Origin of the sequence: Streptomyces sp. NPDC001848 (assembly GCF_042891915.1) — a bacterium.
Classification (GTDB): Bacteria; Actinomycetota; Actinomycetes; order Streptomycetales; family Streptomycetaceae; genus Streptomyces.
Genome location: NZ_JBIATP010000031.1, coordinates 24408 through 43789 on the forward strand (window position 1 = coordinate 24408; position 19382 = coordinate 43789).

The 19382-nt window shown below is 70.9% G+C and carries 18 protein-coding genes; 9 read left to right on the forward strand and 9 right to left on the reverse strand.

Annotated elements, in window-relative coordinates; genetic code table 11:
- Positions 1 to 90: 90 nt before the first annotated feature.
- On the forward strand, positions 91 to 558 hold the full coding sequence (locus ACFYZJ_RS38260; protein ID WP_388576696.1) for a GatB/YqeY domain-containing protein: 468 nt from the start codon (positions 91 to 93) through the stop codon (positions 556 to 558).
- Positions 559 to 625: 67 nt separating this feature from the next.
- On the opposite strand, the gene ACFYZJ_RS38265 is transcribed toward ACFYZJ_RS38260, so the two are convergent.
- On the reverse strand, positions 626 to 2929 hold the full coding sequence (locus ACFYZJ_RS38265; protein ID WP_388576699.1) for a transglycosylase domain-containing protein: 2304 nt from the start codon (positions 2927 to 2929) through the stop codon (positions 626 to 628).
- Positions 2930 to 3338: 409 nt separating this feature from the next.
- Here ACFYZJ_RS38265 and ACFYZJ_RS38270 point away from each other — a divergent pair, with 409 nt between their 5' ends.
- The gene (locus ACFYZJ_RS38270) at positions 3339 to 3677 is read left to right on the forward strand and encodes a WhiB family transcriptional regulator (protein WP_181138869.1); all 339 of its coding nucleotides are present in this window, start codon (positions 3339 to 3341) and stop codon (positions 3675 to 3677) included.
- A 346-nt stretch (positions 3678 to 4023) separates the two neighbouring features.
- Here the strand turns inward: ACFYZJ_RS38270 and ACFYZJ_RS38275 are convergent, their stop codons facing one another.
- Positions 4024 to 5481 (reverse strand): ArsA family ATPase, encoded by a 1458-nt coding sequence (locus ACFYZJ_RS38275; RefSeq protein WP_388576701.1) that lies wholly within the window; start codon positions 5479 to 5481, stop codon positions 4024 to 4026.
- A complete protein-coding gene (locus ACFYZJ_RS38280; RefSeq protein ID WP_388576704.1) occupies positions 5478 to 6455 on the reverse strand; it encodes an ArsA family ATPase in 978 nt (325 codons plus the stop codon). Before ACFYZJ_RS38280 ends, ACFYZJ_RS38275 begins: the two co-directional genes overlap by 4 nt.
- A gap of 210 nt (positions 6456 to 6665) precedes the next feature.
- Here ACFYZJ_RS38280 and ACFYZJ_RS38285 point away from each other — a divergent pair, with 210 nt between their 5' ends.
- From ACFYZJ_RS38285 to ACFYZJ_RS38300, 4 genes are all read left to right on the forward strand, one after another.
- Positions 6666 to 6827, forward strand: a complete 162-nt coding sequence (locus ACFYZJ_RS38285; protein WP_003981536.1) for a DUF4177 domain-containing protein — start codon at positions 6666 to 6668, stop codon at positions 6825 to 6827.
- On the forward strand, positions 6824 to 7291 hold the full coding sequence (locus ACFYZJ_RS38290; protein ID WP_388576707.1) for a RidA family protein: 468 nt from the start codon (positions 6824 to 6826) through the stop codon (positions 7289 to 7291). Before ACFYZJ_RS38285 ends, ACFYZJ_RS38290 begins: the two co-directional genes overlap by 4 nt.
- 140 nt (positions 7292 to 7431) lie before the next feature.
- A complete protein-coding gene (locus tag ACFYZJ_RS38295; protein WP_388576709.1) occupies positions 7432 to 8301 on the forward strand; it encodes an NUDIX hydrolase in 870 nt (289 codons plus the stop codon).
- Between the two features lie 25 nt (positions 8302 to 8326).
- Entirely contained in the window at positions 8327 to 9157 is an 831-nt protein-coding gene (locus ACFYZJ_RS38300; RefSeq protein ID WP_388576712.1) for an MBL fold metallo-hydrolase, read from the forward strand.
- Positions 9158 to 9308: 151 nt separating this feature from the next.
- On the opposite strand, the gene ACFYZJ_RS38305 is transcribed toward ACFYZJ_RS38300, so the two are convergent.
- Positions 9309 to 9983 (reverse strand): Crp/Fnr family transcriptional regulator, encoded by a 675-nt coding sequence (locus tag ACFYZJ_RS38305; protein WP_103837943.1) that lies wholly within the window; start codon positions 9981 to 9983, stop codon positions 9309 to 9311.
- Positions 9984 to 10258: 275 nt separating this feature from the next.
- Between ACFYZJ_RS38305 and nth the strand changes: the two genes are divergently transcribed.
- The 3 genes from nth to ACFYZJ_RS38320 all read left to right on the forward strand — a co-directional run bounded on the left by nth (position 10259) and on the right by ACFYZJ_RS38320 (position 13497).
- Complete coding sequence (gene nth / locus ACFYZJ_RS38310) at positions 10259 to 11434, forward strand: endonuclease III (RefSeq protein ID WP_388576715.1); 1176 nt, start codon at positions 10259 to 10261, stop codon at positions 11432 to 11434.
- A gap of 136 nt (positions 11435 to 11570) precedes the next feature.
- Positions 11571 to 12284, forward strand: coding sequence for an NUDIX hydrolase (locus ACFYZJ_RS38315; RefSeq protein WP_388576718.1), 714 nt, complete (start codon positions 11571 to 11573; stop codon positions 12282 to 12284).
- A gap of 13 nt (positions 12285 to 12297) precedes the next feature.
- On the forward strand, positions 12298 to 13497 hold the full coding sequence (locus tag ACFYZJ_RS38320; RefSeq protein ID WP_388576720.1) for a MarP family serine protease: 1200 nt from the start codon (positions 12298 to 12300) through the stop codon (positions 13495 to 13497).
- A 58-nt stretch (positions 13498 to 13555) separates the two neighbouring features.
- Here the strand turns inward: ACFYZJ_RS38320 and ACFYZJ_RS38325 are convergent, their stop codons facing one another.
- From ACFYZJ_RS38325 to acs, 5 genes are all read right to left on the reverse strand, one after another.
- Positions 13556 to 13735 (reverse strand): hypothetical protein, encoded by a 180-nt coding sequence (locus tag ACFYZJ_RS38325; RefSeq protein WP_103837946.1) that lies wholly within the window; start codon positions 13733 to 13735, stop codon positions 13556 to 13558.
- A 189-nt stretch (positions 13736 to 13924) separates the two neighbouring features.
- Positions 13925 to 14875 carry an alpha/beta fold hydrolase gene (locus ACFYZJ_RS38330; RefSeq protein WP_388576723.1) on the reverse strand — a complete coding sequence of 317 codons (951 nt, stop codon included), beginning with the start codon at positions 14873 to 14875 and terminating at the stop codon, positions 13925 to 13927.
- On the reverse strand, positions 14872 to 15351 hold the full coding sequence (locus tag ACFYZJ_RS38335; RefSeq protein WP_388576725.1) for a phage holin family protein: 480 nt from the start codon (positions 15349 to 15351) through the stop codon (positions 14872 to 14874). Before ACFYZJ_RS38335 ends, ACFYZJ_RS38330 begins: the two co-directional genes overlap by 4 nt.
- A gap of 64 nt (positions 15352 to 15415) precedes the next feature.
- Positions 15416 to 16879, reverse strand: a complete 1464-nt coding sequence (gene nhaA, locus ACFYZJ_RS38340; protein ID WP_388576728.1) for a Na+/H+ antiporter NhaA — start codon at positions 16877 to 16879, stop codon at positions 15416 to 15418.
- A gap of 198 nt (positions 16880 to 17077) precedes the next feature.
- Positions 17078 to 19033: an acetate--CoA ligase gene (gene acs / locus ACFYZJ_RS38345; RefSeq protein WP_388576730.1), complete on the reverse strand. Its 1956-nt coding sequence runs from the start codon at positions 19031 to 19033 to the stop codon at positions 17078 to 17080.
- Between the last annotated feature and the right edge of the window lie 349 nt (positions 19034 to 19382).

The window sequence follows — 19382 nt, forward strand, 5'->3', positions numbered from 1 at the left end:
CGGCACCGACGGCCCCGCCGTCACCGCCGGCCCGCCGCGCCCCGGAAATGTACGGGCAGTCGGTCCACCGCACCTGCGACAATCAGAGGCATGACCACGCTCAAGTCGAAGCTGCAGGAAGACCTCAACGCCGCGATCAAGGAGCGCGATGAGCTCCGCTCCTCGACGCTCCGGCTGACGCTCGCCGCGATCACCAAGGAGGAGGTCGCGGGCAAGGAGAAGCGCGAGCTCTCCGACGAGGAGGTCACCAAGGTGATCACCCGCGAGGCGAAGAAGCGGCGGGAGGCCGCCGAGGCCTTCGCTCAGGGCGGTCGCGCCGCACAGGCCGAGCGGGAGAAGGCGGAGGGCGAGGTGCTTGCCACGTACCTGCCCAAGCAGTTGTCCGACGACGAGCTGCGGCAGATCGTCGCCCAGGCCGTTGAGGAGGCCAGGGCCGCGGGCGCCGAGGGCCCCCGCGCCATGGGCCAGGTCATGAAGATCGTGAACCCGAAGGTGGCCGGCCAGGCGGAGGGCGGTCGCGTCGCCTCCGTGGTCAAGCAGCTCCTCGCGGGCGGCTGAACCGGCCAGCCGGAATACGTCGGCGGGGCGTCCCTCGGTCCGAGGGGCGCCCCGCCGACGTGGAGGGCTATCCCCTCCGGCCGCCGTTGCCGTTCCCGTTGCCGCCGTTTCCGTTGCCCTGGATGAAGCCGGCGGGGAAGGAGAAGGTGGGCGTCGGGACCTGCCCGCCGGTGGCTCCGCCGGTGTCGGCCGCCCCGCCGGTGGTCAGGCCGCCGAACAGTCCGCCGATCGTCTGCCCGCCGTTGGCGTTGCCGTTTCCATTGCCGTTCCCGTTCCCGTTCCCGTTCCCCTTGTCCCGGCCGTGGTCGTCCGGGATGTTGACGAGGTTGAAGCCCGGGGCCGGCTTGCCCGCCAGCGCGCCCGTCATCATGTCGCGCCAGATCGGGCCCGGGACCTGGCCGCCGAAGACCTTGGCATAGGTGGTGCCGCCGATGGTGATGTCGACCATCTGCCGCTTGTGCGCCGGGTCGCCGACCCAGACCGCGCCCGCCATGTTCGGCGTGTAGCCGACGAACCAGGCCGCGTACCGGAAGTCCGTCGTACCGGTCTTGCCGGCGCTGGGACGGCTGCCGAGGCCGGCCTCCGTACCCGTACCGTCCTCGACGACGCCCTTCAGGAGCGTGTTGACCGTGTCCGCGGTGGTCTCCGACATCGCGCGCGAGCAGGTCGACGTCGGGACCGGGAGGGACTTCTTCTCGTTGCCGATGGTCTGCGTGATCGACTCGATCGCGACCGGCGTGCAGTACGTGCCGCGGTCGGCGAAGGTCGCGTACGCGCTCGCCATCGTCAGCGGCGACACCTCCTGGGTGCCGAGCGCGATCGACGGGGCCTGGGCGATGGGCACGCCGTCAGCGCGGTGGAAGCCCACCTTCTTGGCCATGTCTACGACCGGGCAGATGCCGATGTCGCTGATCAGCTGCACGTAGTAGGTGTTGACCGACTTGGCGGTCGCCTCCTTCATGCGGTACGGGCCGTGCTCCGACTCGTTCTCGTTCGTGAGCTTGGTGCCGTCCGTGTTCTTCCACTGCTTGCCGCCGCAGGCGGCGACCGGGCTCGGGTACTCCATCTGGTACGGCGACGAGTACTCCTGGGTCGCCGGCTTGCCGCCCTCCAGAGCGGCCGCGGCCACGATCGGCTTGAAGGTCGAACCACCCTGGTAGCCCGCGCCGCCGCCCATGTCCTTGTCCACGGACAGGTTGATCTGCGTCTCGTCCTTGCCGAAGCCGTAGGGACGGGACTGGCCCATCGCGAGGATCTTGCCGGTGCCGGGCTCGACGATGGTCGCGGCCGTGGCCACCTCGTCGCTCTTGTTGACGTGGTCCTTGATGGACTTCTGCACCGAGTCCTGCGCCTGCGGGTCGAGCGTCGTGCGGATCGTCAGACCGCCCTGGTTCCAGATCTTCGCCCGCTGCGCCTGCGTCCTGCCGAAGATCGGGTCGTTCAGGAACACCTCGCGGACGTAGTCGCAGAAGAACCCGGCGCCCTTGACCGCCGTGATGCAGCCGTTCCTCGGCTGGCTCACGTGCAGGCCGAGGTCGGTCGCCTTGGCCTTGTCGGCCTCCGCCTGCGAGATGTCGTGCAGGTCGGCCATGCGCTGCAGCACCACGTTGCGCCGCTGCTTGGCCTCCGCGGCGTCGTTCACGGGGTCGTAGCGCGTCGGCGACTGGACGAGGCCCGCGAGGAGCGCGGACTCCTGGAGGTTCAGGTCCTTGGCGTGCTTGGAGAAGTAGCGCTCGGAGGCGGCCTCGACCCCGTAGGCCTGCTGGCCGAAGAACGTGATGTTCAGGTAGTTCTCGAGGATCTTCTTCTTGCCGAGCTTCTCCTCGATCTGGATCGCGTACTTCAGCTCGCGGATCTTGCGGCCGAGGGTCTGCTGGGTGGCCTGGGCGACCTTGGTCGGGTCGTCGCCGGCCTCCTCGATGAAGTAGTTCTTCACCAGTTGCTGGGTGAGCGTGGAGGCGCCCTGGGCCACTCCGCCGCTCTGCGCGTTCTTGTTCAGCGCGCGCAGCACGCCCTTCAGGTCGATCGCGCCGTGCTGGTAGAAGCGCGAGTCCTCGATGGCGACGATCGCCTTCTGCATGTACGGCGAGATGTTCTTCAGGTCCACCACCGTGCGGTCGCGCGAGTAGACCGTGGCGATCTGGCCGCCCTGGCTGTCCAGGATGGTGGTGCGCTGGCTGAGCTGGGGGCTCTTCAGATTGGCCGGGATGTCGTCGAATCCCTGGACCGACCCCTTGGCCACGAGTCCGAGCGCACCTGCGGCGGGCAGCGCGATGCCGGCCATCACGGCTCCCGCGAGCACACTCACTCCGAGGAACTTGGCGGCCTGCTGCACGGGGGACCGCCCCCCGCCCGAGCGCTTTTTTGGCATGAGGGCAGCCTACGTTCTCATTCGCCGGACATGCGTATAGGCCTTGGCCTAAGCTGCTCCCAACTGTCACAGCAGTAGGGCCATGTATCAAGTACGTCCGGCGACCCCGAATCGTTCCGGTGTTCACCGAACTTTTTTGGTGGATACGTGCCCGGATTCGCCTTGTGTGTCACCGGGCGCCCGTTGTGACACCCCTGAATTGCCCTGGTCTGTCCGGAAAGTCGCGTACGTTACCAGCTCACTCCCACGGGTGATCTGTCGTTTACCCATAGTCCGTTCGGGCCATTCAAGATTGGGCCCGCAGGGGGTGTTGCGCTGTCCCCTCCTTCCGTAACGTCCTCAACTGGCGGCGGTGAATATGCCGCTGCCGCCGTGGGGGAGCCTCGATTCGGGAGAGGACGGCGCCGGTATGGGCTGGGTAACCGACTGGAGTGCGCAGGCGGCCTGCCGCACTACCGATCCGGATGAACTGTTCGTGCAGGGAGCAGCGCAGAACAGGGCCAAGGCGGTGTGCACCGGATGTCCGGTACGCACGGAATGTCTGGCTGACGCGCTGGACAACCGCGTCGAGTTCGGCGTGTGGGGTGGCATGACGGAGCGGGAGCGCCGCGCACTGCTGCGCAGGCGGCCGACCGTCACCTCGTGGCGTCGCCTGTTGGAGACCGCGCGTACGGAGTACGAGCGCGGGGCGGGCCTGCTGCCCCTCGGTGAGGAAGAGACGTACGAGAACTACGCGGCGGTGAGCTGAGGGCGCACCCGTCCGGGGCCGTCGCCTCTCCGAGGCGGCCACCGTCCGGGGCGGCCGCTCGCCGCCCGCGGGCAGAGGTGCCTCCGTGGCGCGTTCGGCGTGCCTTTGTGTCTTTGTCGCGTACTTGGGCCACTGGCGCCGCGGTTGGTGCGCTACGACCAGCTGGGCGTGCCCACACGGTCGGCGAGCAGGCGTCAGCAGCCGTGCTGCGGGGCGCTGCGGAGCTGCTTGCCGCGCCAAGGGCTCGCGCACGGCCGCATGCCGGCGGCCCCGGCCCTACGAGCTCCCCGGGCGCCCGGCGGTCATGTGCCGGCCTTCGCTGCGTCCGGGCGACTGCGACGGGCCCTCACGCGTATGCCTCGCGCTCCTCGGGCTGGTTGGCCGCGAGGCGGTCACCGATGTCCCGTAGCCCCGCGAGGTCGTGGACGTCGCCGGGCAGTGCGGCCACTTCCGCCACGGCCACCTCGGGGTGGAGCGCGGTGAAACGGTCACGCGTGCGCTGCTCGCGGGAGAGCAGCTGCATACGTTCGGCATGCAGGCGCAACAGCCCCACGGCCAGGTGCTCGACGCTCCGGTCCTGGTCCGTGGCGGTGGGGGAGTCCGCGCCGGGACCAGGTGCTCCGGATGAGGGGGATTCTGAACTGCCGTACGTGTCGGGAGCGTTACGAAGTCCAGCTTTCCCGCCCGGCTGATCCACAATGCGGGACTCGTCAAGATTTTCCGCGGCGGCGAGCGCCCGCTCGGCCGACAGTTGGGCGGCGTCGCTGCCGTGGACCCGGTTGAGCACCAGACCCGCCAGCGGCATGTCCTCGGCGGCCAGGCGCTCCACGAAGTACGCGGCCTCCCGCAACGCGTCCCGCTCCGGGGCCGCCACCACCAGGAACGCCGTACCGGGCGCCTGCAGCAGCTTGTAGGTGGCGTCCGCGCGCGTGCGGAACCCGCCGAACATGGTGTCCATGGCGGCCACGAACGTCTGGACGTCCTTCAGGAGCTGACCGCCCAGCAGCTTCCCCAGGGCGCCCGTCATCATCGACATGCCGACGTTCAGGAACTTCATCCCGGCGCGGCCGCCCATCTTCGCCGGGGCCATCAGCACCCGGATCAGCCTGCCGTCCAGGAAGGACCCGAGCCTCTTGGGAGCGTCCAGGAAGTCCAGGGCCGAGCGCGAGGGCGGCGTGTCGACGACGATGAGGTCCCACTCGTCCCGCGCCCGCAGCTGCCCCAGCTTCTCCATCGCCATGTACTCCTGCGTGCCCGCGAAGCCCGCCGACAGCGACTGGTAGAAGGGGTTGCCCAGGATGGCGGCCGCCCGGTCGGTGTCCGCGTGCGCCTCGACGATCTCGTCGAAGGTGCGCTTCATGTCGAGCATCATGGCGTGCAGTTCGCCGCCGGCGTCGTCGTCGATGCCCTTCACCCGCCGCGGGGTGTTGTCCAGCGCGTCGATGCCCATCGACTGGGCGAGCCGGCGGGCCGGGTCGATGGTGAGCACCACCACCTTGCGGCCGCGCTCGGCGGCGCGCAGCCCGAGGGCTGCCGCCGTGGTCGTCTTGCCGACGCCGCCGGAGCCGCAGCACACGATGATGCGGGTCTGCGGATCGTCGAGCAGCGGATCGATCTCCAGCACGGGCACCGGGTTCAACGCGCGCGTGGGGCCCGCGTCGTGGGCGTGCGGCGCATGGTGGGCCGCCCCGGCGCGCCGGTGGGCCCGGTCGTCGTGCGTGGATGCCGTGTCGTCGTGCGTGGATGCCGTGTCGGCCGGTGTGGAGGCCTCGTCGTCGTGCGTGGGGGCCGGGTCCGAGCTCATGAGATCCCTTGCTGACGCAGTTCCGTGGCCAGTTCGTACAGGCCCGCCAGGTCCATTCCCTCGGCGAGCAGCGGCAGTTCGTGCAGCGGCAGGCCCAGCTGCGTGAGGACGGCACGCTGCTCGCGCTCCAGGCCGAACCGCTCCGCGTACTCGTCGGCCTGCTTCAGCAGCGGGTCCACCAGCCGCTCCGCGAGTCCGCCGCGCCGCGCGCCGCCGAGCCCGGCGTCCGAGAGGGTATGGGCGATGGCCGTCCGCGGCACCGCGTGCGCGAGGTCGAGGTCCGCCTGGTCCAGGACCGTGGGCCGCACCATGTTCACGATGATCCGGCCCACCGGCAGCTGCGCGGCGCGCAGTTCCGCGATCCCGTCCGCGGTCTCCTGGACGGGCATCTCCTCCAGGAGCGTCACCAGGTGCACCGCCGTCTCGGGGGACTTCAGGACCCGCATCACGGCCTGGGCCTGGTTGTGTATCGGGCCGATCTTGGCGAGGCCGGCCACTTCGTCGTTCACGTTCAGGAAGCGGGTGATGCGGCCGGTGGGAGGTGCGTCCATCACCACGTAGTCGTAGGCGAACCGGCCGGTCCTGTCCTTCCTGCGGACGGCCTCGCACGCCTTGCCGGTCAGGAGCACGTCCCTGAGGCCGGGCGCGATGGTGGTGGCGAAGTCGATGGCGCCGAGCTTCTTCAGGGCCCGCCCCGCACCGCCCAGTTTGTAGAACATCTGGAGGTAGTCCAGCAGGGCCAGTTCGGGGTCGATGGCGAGCGCGTACACCTCGCCGCCGCCCGGGGCGACGGCGATCTTCCGCTCCTCGTACGGAAGCGCCTCCGTCTCGAAGAGCTGTGCGATGCCCTGTCTGCCCTCGACCTCGACCAGAAGGGTGCGTTTGCCCTCGGTCGCGAGGGCGAGCGCGAGTGCCGCGGCGACCGTGGTCTTTCCGGTCCCGCCCTTACCGCTGACGACCTGGAGCCTACTCACGTCCTCGAGCCTAACCAGTTCCCGCGCGGGCTACGCGGGAGGCTGTGGACAACCGCGGTCCCGGTCGGCCTCCGGCCCGGTCGTCTTCGCCGACCCGGCGAGGCACGTGAGCGGGGCGCGGGGGCCGTTCTGCCCGGTTTCGTTCCAGGTCGTCGTCACGGTCGTGGGCGAGCGAGTGGCCCTCGGGCCGCAGCGGCTACAGTCGGCCCCATGACCAAGTGGGAATACGTCACCGTGCCGCTGCTCGTCCACGCCACGAAGCAGATCCTGGACACCTGGGGCGAGGACGGCTGGGAGCTCGTCCAGGTCGTGCCCGGGCCGAACAACCCCGAGCAGCTGGTGGCCTACCTGAAGCGGGAGAAGCAGGCGTGAGCGCGGTCGAGTCCCGGCTGGCGGAACTGGGTCTGAACCTGCCGGAGGTCGTGCCGCCGCTCGCCGCCTACCAGCCCGCCGTGCAGTCGGGGCCGTACGTGTACACCTCCGGGCAGCTCCCGATGGTGGACGGCAAGCTGCCGGTGACCGGCAAGGTGGGCGCCGAGGTCACCGCCGAGGAGGCCAAGGAGCTGGCCCGTACGTGCGCGCTGAACGCGCTCGCCGCGGTCAAGTCCGTGACGGGTGACCTGGACCGCATCGCGCGCGTGGTGAAGGTCGTCGGCTTCGTGGCGTCGGCCTCGGACTTCACGGGCCAGCCCGGCGTCGTCAACGGCGCCAGCGAACTGCTCGGCGAGGTCCTCGGCGACAAGGGCGTGCACGCCCGCAGCGCGGTCGGCGTCGCGGTGCTCCCGCTGGACGCACCGGTCGAGGTGGAGATCCAGGTGGAGCTGACGCAGGCGTGACCGGCCCTCGCCGACCACGCGTGAGCCGCTCGCCGACCATGCGTGGGCGGTGACGTCGTGGAGAGGCGAGGACGACGTGCTTCGGTGTGCGCCGATCGTTGCCTCTCGAACATCCGCTCACTACGGGATAGCCTCCGCCCATGGCGAATGGGCAGTGGTTTCCCCCGGAGTGGCCCGAGCGGATCCGCGCGCTCGCGGAGGGCACGCTCACTCCGGTCACCCCGAAGCGCGCGGCCACCGTCATGCTCCTTCGGGACGACGGGGGCGCCCCCGCCGTCCACATGTTGCGCAGACGCGCCTCCATGGCCTTCGCCGGGGGCGCGTACGCCTACCCGGGCGGCGGCGTCGACCCGCGCGACCACGACCTGAGGATCGGCTGGGCGGGCCCCACGCGCGCGTGGTGGGCACAGCGCCTCGGCGTCGACGAGACGTCCGCCCAGGCCATCGTCTGCGCCGCCGTACGGGAGACGTACGAGGAGGCGGGCGTGCTGCTCGCCGGCCCCGCCCCGGACACCGTCGTCGGCGACACCACGGGGGCGGACTGGGAGGCGGACCGCGCGGCCCTGGTCGCCCGCGACCTGTCGTTCGCGGAGTTCCTCGAGCGCCGGGGGCTGGTCCTGCGCTCCGACCTGCTCGGCGCGTGGACCCGCTGGATCACCCCCGAGTTCGAGCCCCGCCGCTACGACACGTGGTTCTTCGTGGCCGCGCTCCCCGAGGGGCAGCGCACCCGCAACGCCTCCACGGAGGCCGAGAGCACGGTCTGGATCCGCCCGGCCGAGGCGGCGGCCGCGTACGACAGGGGCGAGCTGCTGATGATGCCGCCCACCATCGCGACCCTGCGCCAGCTGATCCCCTGCGCGTCGGCCGCCGAGGCGCTGAAGGCCGCGCCGGGCCGCGACCTGACCCCCGTCCTGGCCACCGCCCGCCTGGAGGACGGCCGGATCGTGCTGTCCTGGCCGGGGCACGACGAGTTCACCAAGCACATCCCGACGGGCGGAGCGCCCGCATGAGCCATGCGACGGAAGGTGCCCTGGCATGACGGAAGCCGCAGCCCTCCCCGGCCAGCCGCGCGGCGCGGTTCTCTCCGGCCCGGCCACCACGCGCGCGGTGAACGTCCTCGCGCCCAACGCGTCGGCGATGACCCTGGACGGCACCAACACCTGGATCGTCTCCGAGCCGGACTCCGAGCAGGCGGTGGTGATCGACCCCGGACCGCTCGACGAGGGACACCTGCGCACCGTGATCGACACGGCGGACAAGGCCGGGAAGCGGGTCGCGCTCACCCTGCTCACCCACGGCCACCCGGACCACGCGGAGGGCGCCGCCCGGTTCGCGGAGCTGACGGGCACCAAGGTGCGCGCCCTGGACCCGGCGCTGCGCCTGGGCGACGAGGGGCTGGGCCCCGGGGACGTGATCACGGTCGGCGGCCTGGAGCTGAGGGTCGTGCCGACGCCGGGCCACACCTCCGACTCCCTGTGCTTCCATCTCCCGGCCGACCGGGCCGTGCTGACGGGTGACACCGTCCTCGGCCGCGGTACGACGGTGGTGGCGCACCCCGACGGCCGCCTGGGGGACTATCTGGACTCCCTGCGCCGCCTCAGGTCGCTCACGGTCGACGACGGCGTCCACACGGTGCTCCCGGGGCACGGGCCCGTCCTGGAGGACGCACAGGGCGCCGTCGAGTACTACCTCGCCCACCGCGCCCACCGCCTCGCCCAGGTCGAGACGGCGGTCGAGAACGGCCACCGCACCCCGGGCGAGGTCGTCGCCCATGTGTACGCGGACGTGGACCGCTCCCTGTGGCCGGCAGCCGAGCTGTCGGTGCGGGCACAGCTGGACTACCTCAGGGAGCACGGCCTCATCTGAGCCTCGGGACCGACCACTGAGCCTCGGGACCGACCACTGAGCCTCGGGACCGACCACTGAACCTCGGGACCGACCACTGAGCCTCGGGACCGACCACGGGCCCCGTCTCACCGAGGAACGGGGCCCGAGGCCGTACAGCCGAGACCGAGCGTCAGCGTGACCGCTTCGCCAGCCGCTCCACGTCCAGCAGGATCACGGCGCGCGCCTCAAGGCGGAGCCATCCGCGCTGAGCGAAGTCCGCCAGCGCCTTGTTCACGGTCTCGCGGGACGCGCCGACCAGCTGGGCCAGCTCCTCCTGCGTGAGGTCGTGCACGACGTGGATGCCCTCCTCGGACTGCACGCCGAACCGGCGCGACAGGTCCAGCAGGGCACGCGCGACACGGCCCGGCACGTCCGAGAAGACCAGGTCGGACATCTGGTCGTTGGTCTTGCGCAGCCGTCGTGCGACGGCACGCAGCAGGGCTGCGGCCACCTCGGGCCGTGCGTTCAGCCACGGCTGGAGGTCGCCGTGGCCCAGGCCCAGCAGCTTCACCTCGGTCAGCGCGGTGGCCGTCGCCGTGCGCGGGCCCGGGTCGAACAGCGACAGCTCGCCGATCAGCTCACCGGGGCCGAGCACCGCCAGCATGTTCTCGCGGCCGTCGGGGGACGTGCGGTGGAGCTTGACCTTGCCTTCCATGACCACGTAAAGGCGGTCACCGGGGTCGCCCTCGTGGAACAGCGAGTCGCCGCGGGCGAGGGTCACCTCACTCATGGAGGCGCGGAGCTCCGCGGCCTGCTCGTCATCGAGCGCCGCGAAGAGCGGGGCGCGCCGCAGAACGTCGTCCACGAGTTCTCTCCTTGTCGACCTGCTCAGGGGATCTTGCTCCCCCGGATACCAGGGGACCGTGTTCCCCATTTTGCCGGACGGTCCAAACAGTGTGATCTGTCACAAGGATGCCGCACCGATGGGCCCGGGTACGCGGCAGGGGCTCAATTGGACGCTGATCTTCCGGGTGCAGGGCGGATGTCGGTGCCGGGCCTTAGGCTGGCCGGGTGTCCAAATCGCCGGTGAGAGCACAGGCCAAGGGGGCTGGACGGGTGGTTGCACGTCGCGATTCCGCTATGGGCGAACAGGGTCCTGGCGGCGGAAGAAAAACGGCAAAGACGGCGAAGACGGCGCCCGAGGAGGCGCCGGAGCAGCGCCCTGCCGCCAGGCCGACCACCAAGAAGCGCACGGCCGCCACCAAGAAGAGCACGGCCGCCACCAAGAAGGCCGCTTCGACAAAGAAGGCGGCGACGGCGAAGGCCGCCCCGGCGAAGAAGGTCGCCCCCGCCGAAAAGGCAGCCACGGCGAAGAAGGCAGCCACGGCGAAGAAGGCTCCGGCCAAGAGGGCCGCCGCGGCGAAGAAGGCTCCCGTCAAGAGGGCCCCCAGGAAACCCGCCCACGCCGAGGTCGTCGCCACCAACGGCACCGTGGCGGTCAGGAACGCTTCCGCGAAGACCGTCGCCGCCAAGCCCCCCACCAGCGAGTCCCGCACCGCCCTCGTCCGCCGTGCCCGCCGTATCAACCGCGAGCTCGCCGAGGTGTACCCGTACGCCCACCCGGAGCTGGACTTCGAGAACCCCTTCCAGCTCGTCGTCGCCACGGTCCTGTCCGCGCAGACCACCGACCTCCGGGTGAACCAGACCACCCCGGGGCTGTTCGCCAAGTACCCGACCCCGGAGGACCTCGCGGCGGCCAACCCGGAGGAGGTGGAGGAGATCCTGCGCCCGACCGGGTTCTTCCGGGCCAAGACCAAGTCGGTGATAGGGCTCTCCAAGGCCCTGGTGGAGCAGTTCGGCGGCGAGGTCCCCGACCGCCTCGAAGACCTCGTCAAACTGCCCGGCGTCGGCCGCAAGACCGCCTTCGTGGTACTGGGCAACGCCTTCGGCCGGCCCGGCATCACCGTCGACACGCACTTCCAGCGGCTGGTGCGACGCTGGCAGTGGACCGACGAGACCGACCCCGACAAGATCGAGGCGGCCGTCGGCGTGCTCTTCCCGAAGAGCGACTGGACCGACCTGTCCCACCATGTGATCTGGCATGGCCGCCGTATCTGCCACGCCCGCAAGCCGGCCTGTGGCGCCTGCCCGATCGCCCCGCTCTGCCCGGCCTACGGCGAGGGCGAGACCGATCCGGAGAAGGCGAGGAAGCTGCTGAAGTACGAGAAGGGCGGCTTCCCGGGCCAGCGGCTCAAGCCTCCGCAGGCGTACCTGGACGCGGGCGGAAAGCCCGCCCCGCCGCTGGCCGCCGGATGACGGCCGTGAGCGGTGCGGCACGCCTCCCCGGGGAGGGGTGTGTCCCGCAGGTTCGCGGACTGCGACAGCCACACGAGGGATGCGCGGAACGATCCGTGGTACCGCGGGCGTTGGGATCGGCAGAAGGGGGGTGGCGATGACGCACGCGAGCAACACGGGCCACAGACACGACACGGACGGCGGGCGCCTGCGGCTGAGCACGGAGGGCCTGCCGGGCTGGCTCGACCCGGTCGTACGGGCGGCGCGGACCGTCGAGCCGCTCCAACTCAGCCGTTTCCTGCCGCCGGAGAACGGCGCGGGGCGCCAGTCGGCCGTGCTGATCCTGTTCGGCGAGGGCGAGCACGGCCCCGAGCTGCTGCTGATGGAGCGCGCCGGTTCGCTGCGCTCGCACGCCGGGCAGCCGTCGTTCCCGGGGGGCGCCCTCGACCCCGAGGACGGCGACCCGAAGGGTGAGGGACCGTTGCGGGCGGCCCTGCGGGAGGCCGAGGAGGAGACCGGACTCGACCCGGCCGGCGTGCAGCTCTTCGGTGTGCTCCCCAAGCTGTACATCCCGGTCAGCGGCTTCGTCGTGACGCCGGTCCTCGGCTGGTGGCGCGAGCCGAGCCCGGTGGGCGTCGTCGATCCGAACGAGACGGCGCGGGTGTTCACCGTGCCCGTGGCGGATCTCACGGACCCGGCAAACAGAGCCACCACGGTCCATCCCAGCGGCCACCGAGGTCCGGCATTCCTGGTCGAATCGGCCCTCGTATGGGGCTTCACGGCCGGAGTCATCGACCGCCTGCTGCACTACGCCGGCTGGGAGCGCCCCTGGGACCGCGACAAGCAGGTCCCGCTCGACTGGCGCGCATGACAAGGTGACCTTCGTGAATGTGCTGGACATCCTGTTGCTGGTCGCCGCCGTGTGGTTCGCGGTCGTGGGTTATCGCCAAGGCTTCGTCGTGGGCATCCTCTCGGTGATCGGCTTCCTGGGTGGCGGTCTCGTCGCGGTGTACCTGCTCCCGGTCATCTGGGACGGCGTGACCGGTGACGCCAAGGTGAGTACGACCGCCGCGGTGGTGGCCGTCGTCGTGGTGATCGTCTGCGCGTCCGTCGGCCAGGCCCTGACCACCCACCTCGGCAACAAGCTGCGCAGATACATCACCTGGTCCCCGGCGCGCGCCCTGGACGCCACGGGTGGCGCCCTTGTCAACGTGGTGGCGATGCTTCTGGTCGCCTGGCTGATCGGCTCCGCCCTGGCCGGGACGACGCTGCCGACGCTCGGCCGCGAGGTCCGCGGCTCCAAGGTGCTCCTCGGCGTCTCCCGCGCCCTGCCCGCGCAGGCGGACACCTGGTTCGCGGACTTCTCCTCGGTCCTCGCGCAGAACGGCTTCCCGCAGGTCTTCAGCCCGTTCGCGAACGAACCCATCAACCAGGTCCAGCCGCCCGACCCGGCCCTGGCCAGGAGCGCGGTCGCCGTGCGCGCGCAGCGCTCCATCGTCAAGGTGATGGGCACCGCGCAGAGCTGTGGGAAGGTCCTTGAGGGCACCGGTTTCGTCTTCGGCGACCGCCGGGTGATGACCAACGCGCACGTGGTCGGCGGCGTGGACGAGCCCACCGTCCAGATAGGCGGCGAGGGACGGAAGTACGACGCGAAGGTCGTCCTGTACGACTGGCGTCGTGACATCGCCGTACTGGACGTGCCCGACCTGGACGCCCCGGTGCTGAAGTTCGCGTCCAGGGACGCGAGCGGAGGCAGCGGCGCGATCGTGGCGGGCTTCCCGGAGAACGGGTCGTACAACGTCCAGCCCGCGCGCGTCCGCGGCCGCATCACGGCCAACGGCCCCGACATCTACCACCGCGGCACGGTCCGCCGCGACGTGTACTCGCTGTACGCGACCGTCCGCCAGGGCAACTCCGGCGGCCCGCTGCTCACTCCCGACGGCAGGGTCTACGGGGTGGTGTTCGCGAAGTCCCTGGACGACGCCGAGACCGGGTACGCGCTGACGGCGGACGAGGTCCGTGAGGACATCGCCCAGGGGCGTGCGGCGAACCAGCAGGTGGACAGCGACAGCTGCGCGCTGTGAGGCCCGGCGGTCCGGGACCGGCCGAGGCCGGGCGCGGGCCTTGGAGCCTGTCTTCGCCCTAGCCGCGTGGGTGACGCAGACGTACCGAGACCCAGCGGGCCCGGCGGCGCAGGATGCGGGGGATCCCCACCTGGGTGTCCGTGCCCGCCAGTTGCGGGGTGCCCCTTTGGTGGGAGCCCGGCGCGGTGGCCGAGCGGCGGTTGCGTGCTACGTCACTGTAGTCGTGCGTCCAGCCCATACCCCGACGTCTGCCCCCGCCCCAAGGTCGATAACCGCCTCCGGGCCGCCCAATTGGCCTATGCGGCGGGCATGTGGCCGTTCGTGGAACAGACGTTCGCGTCCGGATACCGGGCGCATCCGCGGGGTCACCGGCCGAGTCCGTCCGCCTTCCGGCCGACCGGCCGGTTCCGTCCGACCGCGTGGCGGGTCAGCGGTCGGGTTCGGGGTCCTTCAGCCAGTTGATCAGCTCGGAGGAGAACGCCACGGGGTCCTCCTCGTGCGGGAAGTGCCCGAGACCGTCGAACAGCCGCCAGCGGTACGGCGCCTCGACGTACTCGCCGGACCCGGCCGCGCTCCGCGTCCGCATCACCGGGTCCAGCGAGCCGTGCAGATGGAGGGTCGGGACCCGTACGGGCCGCTTCATGCGCCGGTTGAACTGGATGCCGTCGGGCCGGGCCAGGGAGCGCACCATCCAGCGGTACGGCTCGATGGAGCAGTGCGCCGTCGACGGGATGAGCATGGCGCGCCGGTACGCATCCACGACCTCGTCGTCCGGGAGCCGGGGCCCGGACCAGTCCCTGATCAGCTGCCCCACCAGAGCGGCGTCGTCGGCGGTGAGCCGGCGCTCGGGGATCCAGGGCCGCTGGAATCCCCAGATGTGGGAACTCGCGGACGATTGCTTGACGTCGCTGAGCATCGCCGAGCGCCAGCGCCGCGGATGCGGCATCGAGGCGACCGCGAGCCGCCGTACGAGCTTGGGGCGCATGGCGGCCGCCGTCCAGGCCAGGTAGCCGCCCAGGTCGTGGCCGACGAGCGCGGCATCGGGCTCGCCCAGGGACCGTACGACCCCGGTGATGTCGAGTGCCAGGTTCGCCGGGTCGTAACCGCGCGGCGTACGGTCGCTGCCGCCCACGCCGCGCAGGTCCATCGCCACGGCCCGGAAGCCCGCGTCGGCCAGCGCCACCAGTTGGTGCCGCCAGGTCCACCAGAACTGCGGGAAGCCGTGCAGCAGCAGCACCAGTGGCCCGTCGCCCAGTTCGGCGATATGGAAACGTGCGCCATTGGCCGCTACGTCCCGGTGTGTCACCTTTTTCCCGCCCGGCACGTCCAGCCGTACGACCGAGGGGGAGTGCGCCGAAGGGGTGGCGGGGTCCGTCATGAGGACGAGCGTGCCACAGGCTCGACCGCCTTGTCGGCCTGCTGGGGCTGACGCGGGTGCGGCTTGGCGTTCTGCAGGACGCCGGCGGTCTCCTTCATCGACGCGGCGACCTTCTGCGGGCCCTTGCTCTTCTTCGCCTTCTTCGCGAACACCAGGCCGATGAGCCCGAGCAGACCGGCGACGACCACGTTCGCGCCGAAAGAGAGCAGGAAGCAGACGGCCAGGTTCCAGCCGCTCCACGTGCGGATGCCGTACGCGAGCGCGAAGTTCAGCATCGGCAGCGAGAACAGCAGCACCGCGCCGGCGGCCGAGAAGGCGCCGCCGCTCATCGCGCCGCGCTTGACGTCCCGTTTGAGCTGGGCCTTGGCCAGCGCGATCTCGTCGTGCACCAGTGCGGACAATTCGGTCGTCGCCGAGGCGAACAGCTGGCCGATGCTGCGTTCGGCGCCGACCGGGCTGCCGTCGGGTGCGCTCATCGCGATCTCCCTGCTCTCTGCGTACGGGCTCCGCGGACGCTGCGGAGTGTGGTGATGTGTCAGATCATGCCGGACGCTCGTTCTCCTCGCCTGCCCTGCCCGCCACTTCCGCAAGCGCTCCGTCAGCGCCTTCGGCGCGCGGGCCGGCGCCCGTGCCGCGCCCGGCCGACTTCAGCGCGGCGAGCCTGCGATGCTCGGCGGCCTTGCGCTCGTGGATCTCCGCCATGCGCAGGTGGTATGCCGGGTCGTCCTCCTCGTAGACGTCCGGAACGCCGTCCAGGTCGTCGTCGCGGTCCTCCTCCGCGCACAGGGCGCGGTACTTGGCGTTGCGTATCTTCAGCAGCACCGTCGCGCAGGAGGCCGCGATCAGCGACCCGGTGAGGACGGCGGCCTTCACCTCGTCCCCGAGCGCCGGATCGCCGTCGAAGGCCAGTTCGCCGATGAGCAGCGAGACGGTGAAGCCGATACCGGCCAGGGAGGCGACCGCGAACACGTCGGCCCAGGCGAGGCCCTCGCTCAGCGAAGCCCGGGTGAAGCGGGCCGTCAGCCAGGTACCCCCGAAGATGCCGACCGCCTTGCCGACGACGAGGCCGAGCACGACGCCCAGGGTCTCCGGCCGGGCGAACACGTCCGCGAGCGCCCCGCCCGAGACCGCGACGCCCGCGCTGAACAGGGCGAACAGCGGCACCGCGAGGCCTGCCGACAGGGGTCGTACAAGGTGTTCGATGTGCTCGCCGGGGGAACGCTCCTCGCCGTCCCGGCGGTGGCAGCGCAGCATCAGGCCCATGGCCACACCGGCGATGGTGGCGTGGACGCCGCTGTTGTACATCAGTGCCCAGATGACCAGCGCCAGCGGCACATACACGTACCAGCCGCGCACCCCCTTGCGCAGCAGCACCCAGAACACGGCGAGGCCGGCGACGGCGCCGCCGAGGGCCGCGAAGTTCAGGCCGTCCGTGAAGAAGACCGCGATGATCAGGATGGCGAACAGGTCGTCGACGACGGCCAGGGTGAGCAGGAAGGCGCGCAGGGCGGAGGGCAGGGAGGTGCCGATGACCGCGAGCACCGCCAGCGCGAAGGCGATGTCGGTGGCGGTGGGGACGGCCCAGCCGGCGAGGGATCCGCCGCCTGCCGCGTTGGTCAGGGCGTAGACGAGCGCGGGCGCGGCCATGCCGCACAGTGCGGCGACCACCGGAAGTACGGCGGCCCGGGGGTCGCGCAGATCGCCGGCGACCAGCTCCCGTTTGAGCTCGATCCCGGCGACGAAGAAGAAGATCGCGAGGAGGCCGTCCGCTGCCCAGTGCTCGACGGACAGGTTCAGGCCGAGGGCGGCGGGGCCGAGGTGATGGTGGCTGATGCTCTCGTAGCTGCTGTGGAGGGCGGGTGTGTTCGTCCACACCAGGGCGGCCACCGCGGCGAGCAGGAGCAACATGCCGCCGACCGTCTCGGTGCGCAGCGCGTCAGCGACGAAGGTGCGCTCGGGCAGGGAAAGACGTCCGAGGAAGGTGTGGGTGCGGGACGCGGCCACAGTGGGAACCTCCGGGTCGGTACGGCAGACGGACGGCCGTCACGGAACGTGCGGACCGCTTGCCGACCAGACTTCCCGGCACACCTTGAGCCGACCATTTTACCTGATCATTACAGTCGGGACTCGGGGGTGTGTGAAAGGGGGGCGTGATGACAGGGCGCCCGGCGTACGGCCGGGCGCCCCATGGAGGCAGGATCCTCAGTCCTCGCTCGGTGCCGCCGGGAGCTTGGCCTGGATCAGGTCCATGACCGTGGAGTCGGTCAGCGTCGTCACGTCGCCGAGCTGGCGGTTCTCCGCGACATCACGCAGCAGACGCCGCATGATCTTGCCCGAGCGGGTCTTCGGCAGCTCCACCACCGGCAGGATCCGCTTGGGCTTGGCGATCGGGCCGAGCGTGGTGCCGACGTGGTCGCGCAGCTCCGCCACCAGGTCCTCGGTCTCCGCGGCCGTACCGCGCAGGATCACGAAGGCGACGATCGCCTGGCCCGTCGTCTCGTCGGCGGCGCCGACGACGGCCGCCTCGGCGACCGACGGGTGCGAGACGAGGGCCGACTCGACCTCGGTGGTGGAGATGTTGTGGCCGGACACCAGCATCACGTCGTCCACGCGGCCGAGCAGCCAGATGTCGCCGTCGTCGTCCTTCTTGGCGCCGTCGCCGGCGAAGTACCTGCCCTCGAACCGGGACCAATAGGTGTCGATGAAGCGCTGGTCGTCGCCCCAGATGGTGCGCAGCATCGACGGCCACGGCTCGGTGAGCACCAGGTAGCCGCCGCCTCCGTTCGGCACCTCGTTCGCCTCGTCGTCGACCACGGTCGCGGAGATCCCGGGCAGCGGCCGCTGCGCGGAACCCGGCTTGGCCTCGGTCACACCGGGCAGCGGGGAGATCATGATGCCGCCGGTCTCGGTCTGCCACCAGGTGTCCACGACCGGTGTGCGGTCCCCGCCGATGTGCTTGCGGTACCAGATCCATGCCTCGGGGTTGATCGGCTCGCCGACGGACCCCAGCACCCTGAGCGAGGACAGGTCGAACTTCGCGGGGATGTCGTCGCCCCACTTCATGAACGTACGGATGGCGGTGGGCGCCGTGTACAGGATGGTGACCCCGTACTTCTGCACGATCTCCCAGAAGCGGCCCTGGTGCGGCGTGTCGGGCGTGCCCTCGTACATGACCTGGGTCGCGCTGTTGGCCAGCGGGCCGTAGACGATGTACGAGTGCCCGGTGACCCAGCCGACGTCCGCCGTGCACCAGTACACGTCGGTCTCGGGCTTGAGGTCGAAGACGGCGTGGTGGGTGTACGCCACCTGGGTGAGGTAGCCGCCGGAGGTGTGCAGGATGCCCTTCGGCTTACCCGTCGTACCGGACGTGTACAGGATGAACAGCGGGTGCTCCGCCTCGAACGCCTCGGGCGTGTGCTCGGCGGGCTGCCGGTCCACGAGTTCGTGCCACCAGAGGTCCCGGCCCTCGCTCCAGGCGACCTCCTGGCCCGTACGGCGCACCACGAGCACGTGCTCGACGTTGTCCACCTTGCTGATGGCCTCGTCGACCGCAGGCTTGAGCGCGGACGGCTTGCCGCGCCGGTAGCCGCCGTCGGCGGTGATGACGACACGCGCATCGGCGTCCTGGATGCGGGTGGCGAGCGCGTCCGCCGAGAAGCCGCCGAAGACGACGGAGTGGGCGGCGCCGATGCGGGCGCAGGCCAGCATCGCGATCGCGGTCTCGGGGATCATGGGCATGTAGACGGCGACCCGGTCGCCCTTGCGGACACCCAGCTCCAGCAGGGCGTTCGCGGCCTTGGACACCTCGTCCTTGAGCTCGGCGTACGTGATCGAGCGGCTGTCGCCGGGCTCGCCCTCGAAGTGGATGGCGACGCGGTCGCCCAGACCCGCCTCGACGTGCCGGTCGACGCAGTTGTACGCGACGTTGAGTGTGCCGTCCTTGAACCACTTGGCGAACGGCGGGTTCGACCAGTCCAGCGTCTCGGAAGGCTCCTTGGCCCAGGTCAGCCTGCGGGCCTGCTCGGCCCAGAAGCCGAGCCTGTCAGCCTTGGCCTGTTCGTACGCCTCTGCCGTGACGTTGGCGTTCGCGGCCAGGTCGGCGGGGGGCGGGAACCTGCGCTCTTCCTTGAGCAGGTTGGCCAGGCTTTCGTTACTCACGACATCTCCCTTTCCCAGGGTGTCCGTTGTGTCCCAGGCCACAGCTCACCAGACCGGAGGGCTCGGTGACAAGGGCCGACCGAAAAATGGTTTAGACCTGTCGCGGTCGGCGGCTGGAACGGTCTGCCCCAGGTCACGTCCGGGCCGCCCGCCTGGTTCACCTGGCGGGCTCGTTCGGCGACGCATCTCACACTCGCCCGGGGTGAGTCGGAGGGGATGTCGTCACGGTGGTGGGGGGGGGGGGGGGCGCCCGGCCCCCCCCCCCCCCCCCCAAAAGCCCCGGGGGGGGCGTCCCCCGCCCCGCCCACCCGGCAGAAAACCGAGGCGCCCCCCCACGCCCCCGCGGGCG

Coding starts and splice junctions, on each gene's coding strand:
- ACFYZJ_RS38300 (WP_388576712.1), top strand. CDS start 8,327: ATGACGGAAGCCGCAGCCCTCCCCGGCCAGCCGCGCGGCGCGGTTCTC.
- ACFYZJ_RS38270 (WP_181138869.1), top strand. CDS start 3,339: ATGGGCTGGGTAACCGACTGGAGTGCGCAGGCGGCCTGCCGCACTACC.
- ACFYZJ_RS38330 (WP_388576723.1), bottom strand. CDS start 14,875: ATGACGGACCCCGCCACCCCTTCGGCGCACTCCCCCTCGGTCGTACGG.
- ACFYZJ_RS38295 (WP_388576709.1), top strand. CDS start 7,432: ATGGCGAATGGGCAGTGGTTTCCCCCGGAGTGGCCCGAGCGGATCCGC.
- ACFYZJ_RS38275 (WP_388576701.1), bottom strand. CDS start 5,481: ATGAGCTCGGACCCGGCCCCCACGCACGACGACGAGGCCTCCACACCG.
- ACFYZJ_RS38315 (WP_388576718.1), top strand. CDS start 11,571: ATGACGCACGCGAGCAACACGGGCCACAGACACGACACGGACGGCGGG.
- ACFYZJ_RS38335 (WP_388576725.1), bottom strand. CDS start 15,351: ATGAGCGCACCCGACGGCAGCCCGGTCGGCGCCGAACGCAGCATCGGC.
- nth (WP_388576715.1), top strand. CDS start 10,259: ATGGGCGAACAGGGTCCTGGCGGCGGAAGAAAAACGGCAAAGACGGCG.
- ACFYZJ_RS38325 (WP_103837946.1), bottom strand. CDS start 13,735: ATGGGCTGGACGCACGACTACAGTGACGTAGCACGCAACCGCCGCTCG.
- ACFYZJ_RS38265 (WP_388576699.1), bottom strand. CDS start 2,929: ATGCCAAAAAAGCGCTCGGGCGGGGGGCGGTCCCCCGTGCAGCAGGCC.
- ACFYZJ_RS38285 (WP_003981536.1), top strand. CDS start 6,666: ATGACCAAGTGGGAATACGTCACCGTGCCGCTGCTCGTCCACGCCACG.
- ACFYZJ_RS38260 (WP_388576696.1), top strand. CDS start 91: ATGACCACGCTCAAGTCGAAGCTGCAGGAAGACCTCAACGCCGCGATC.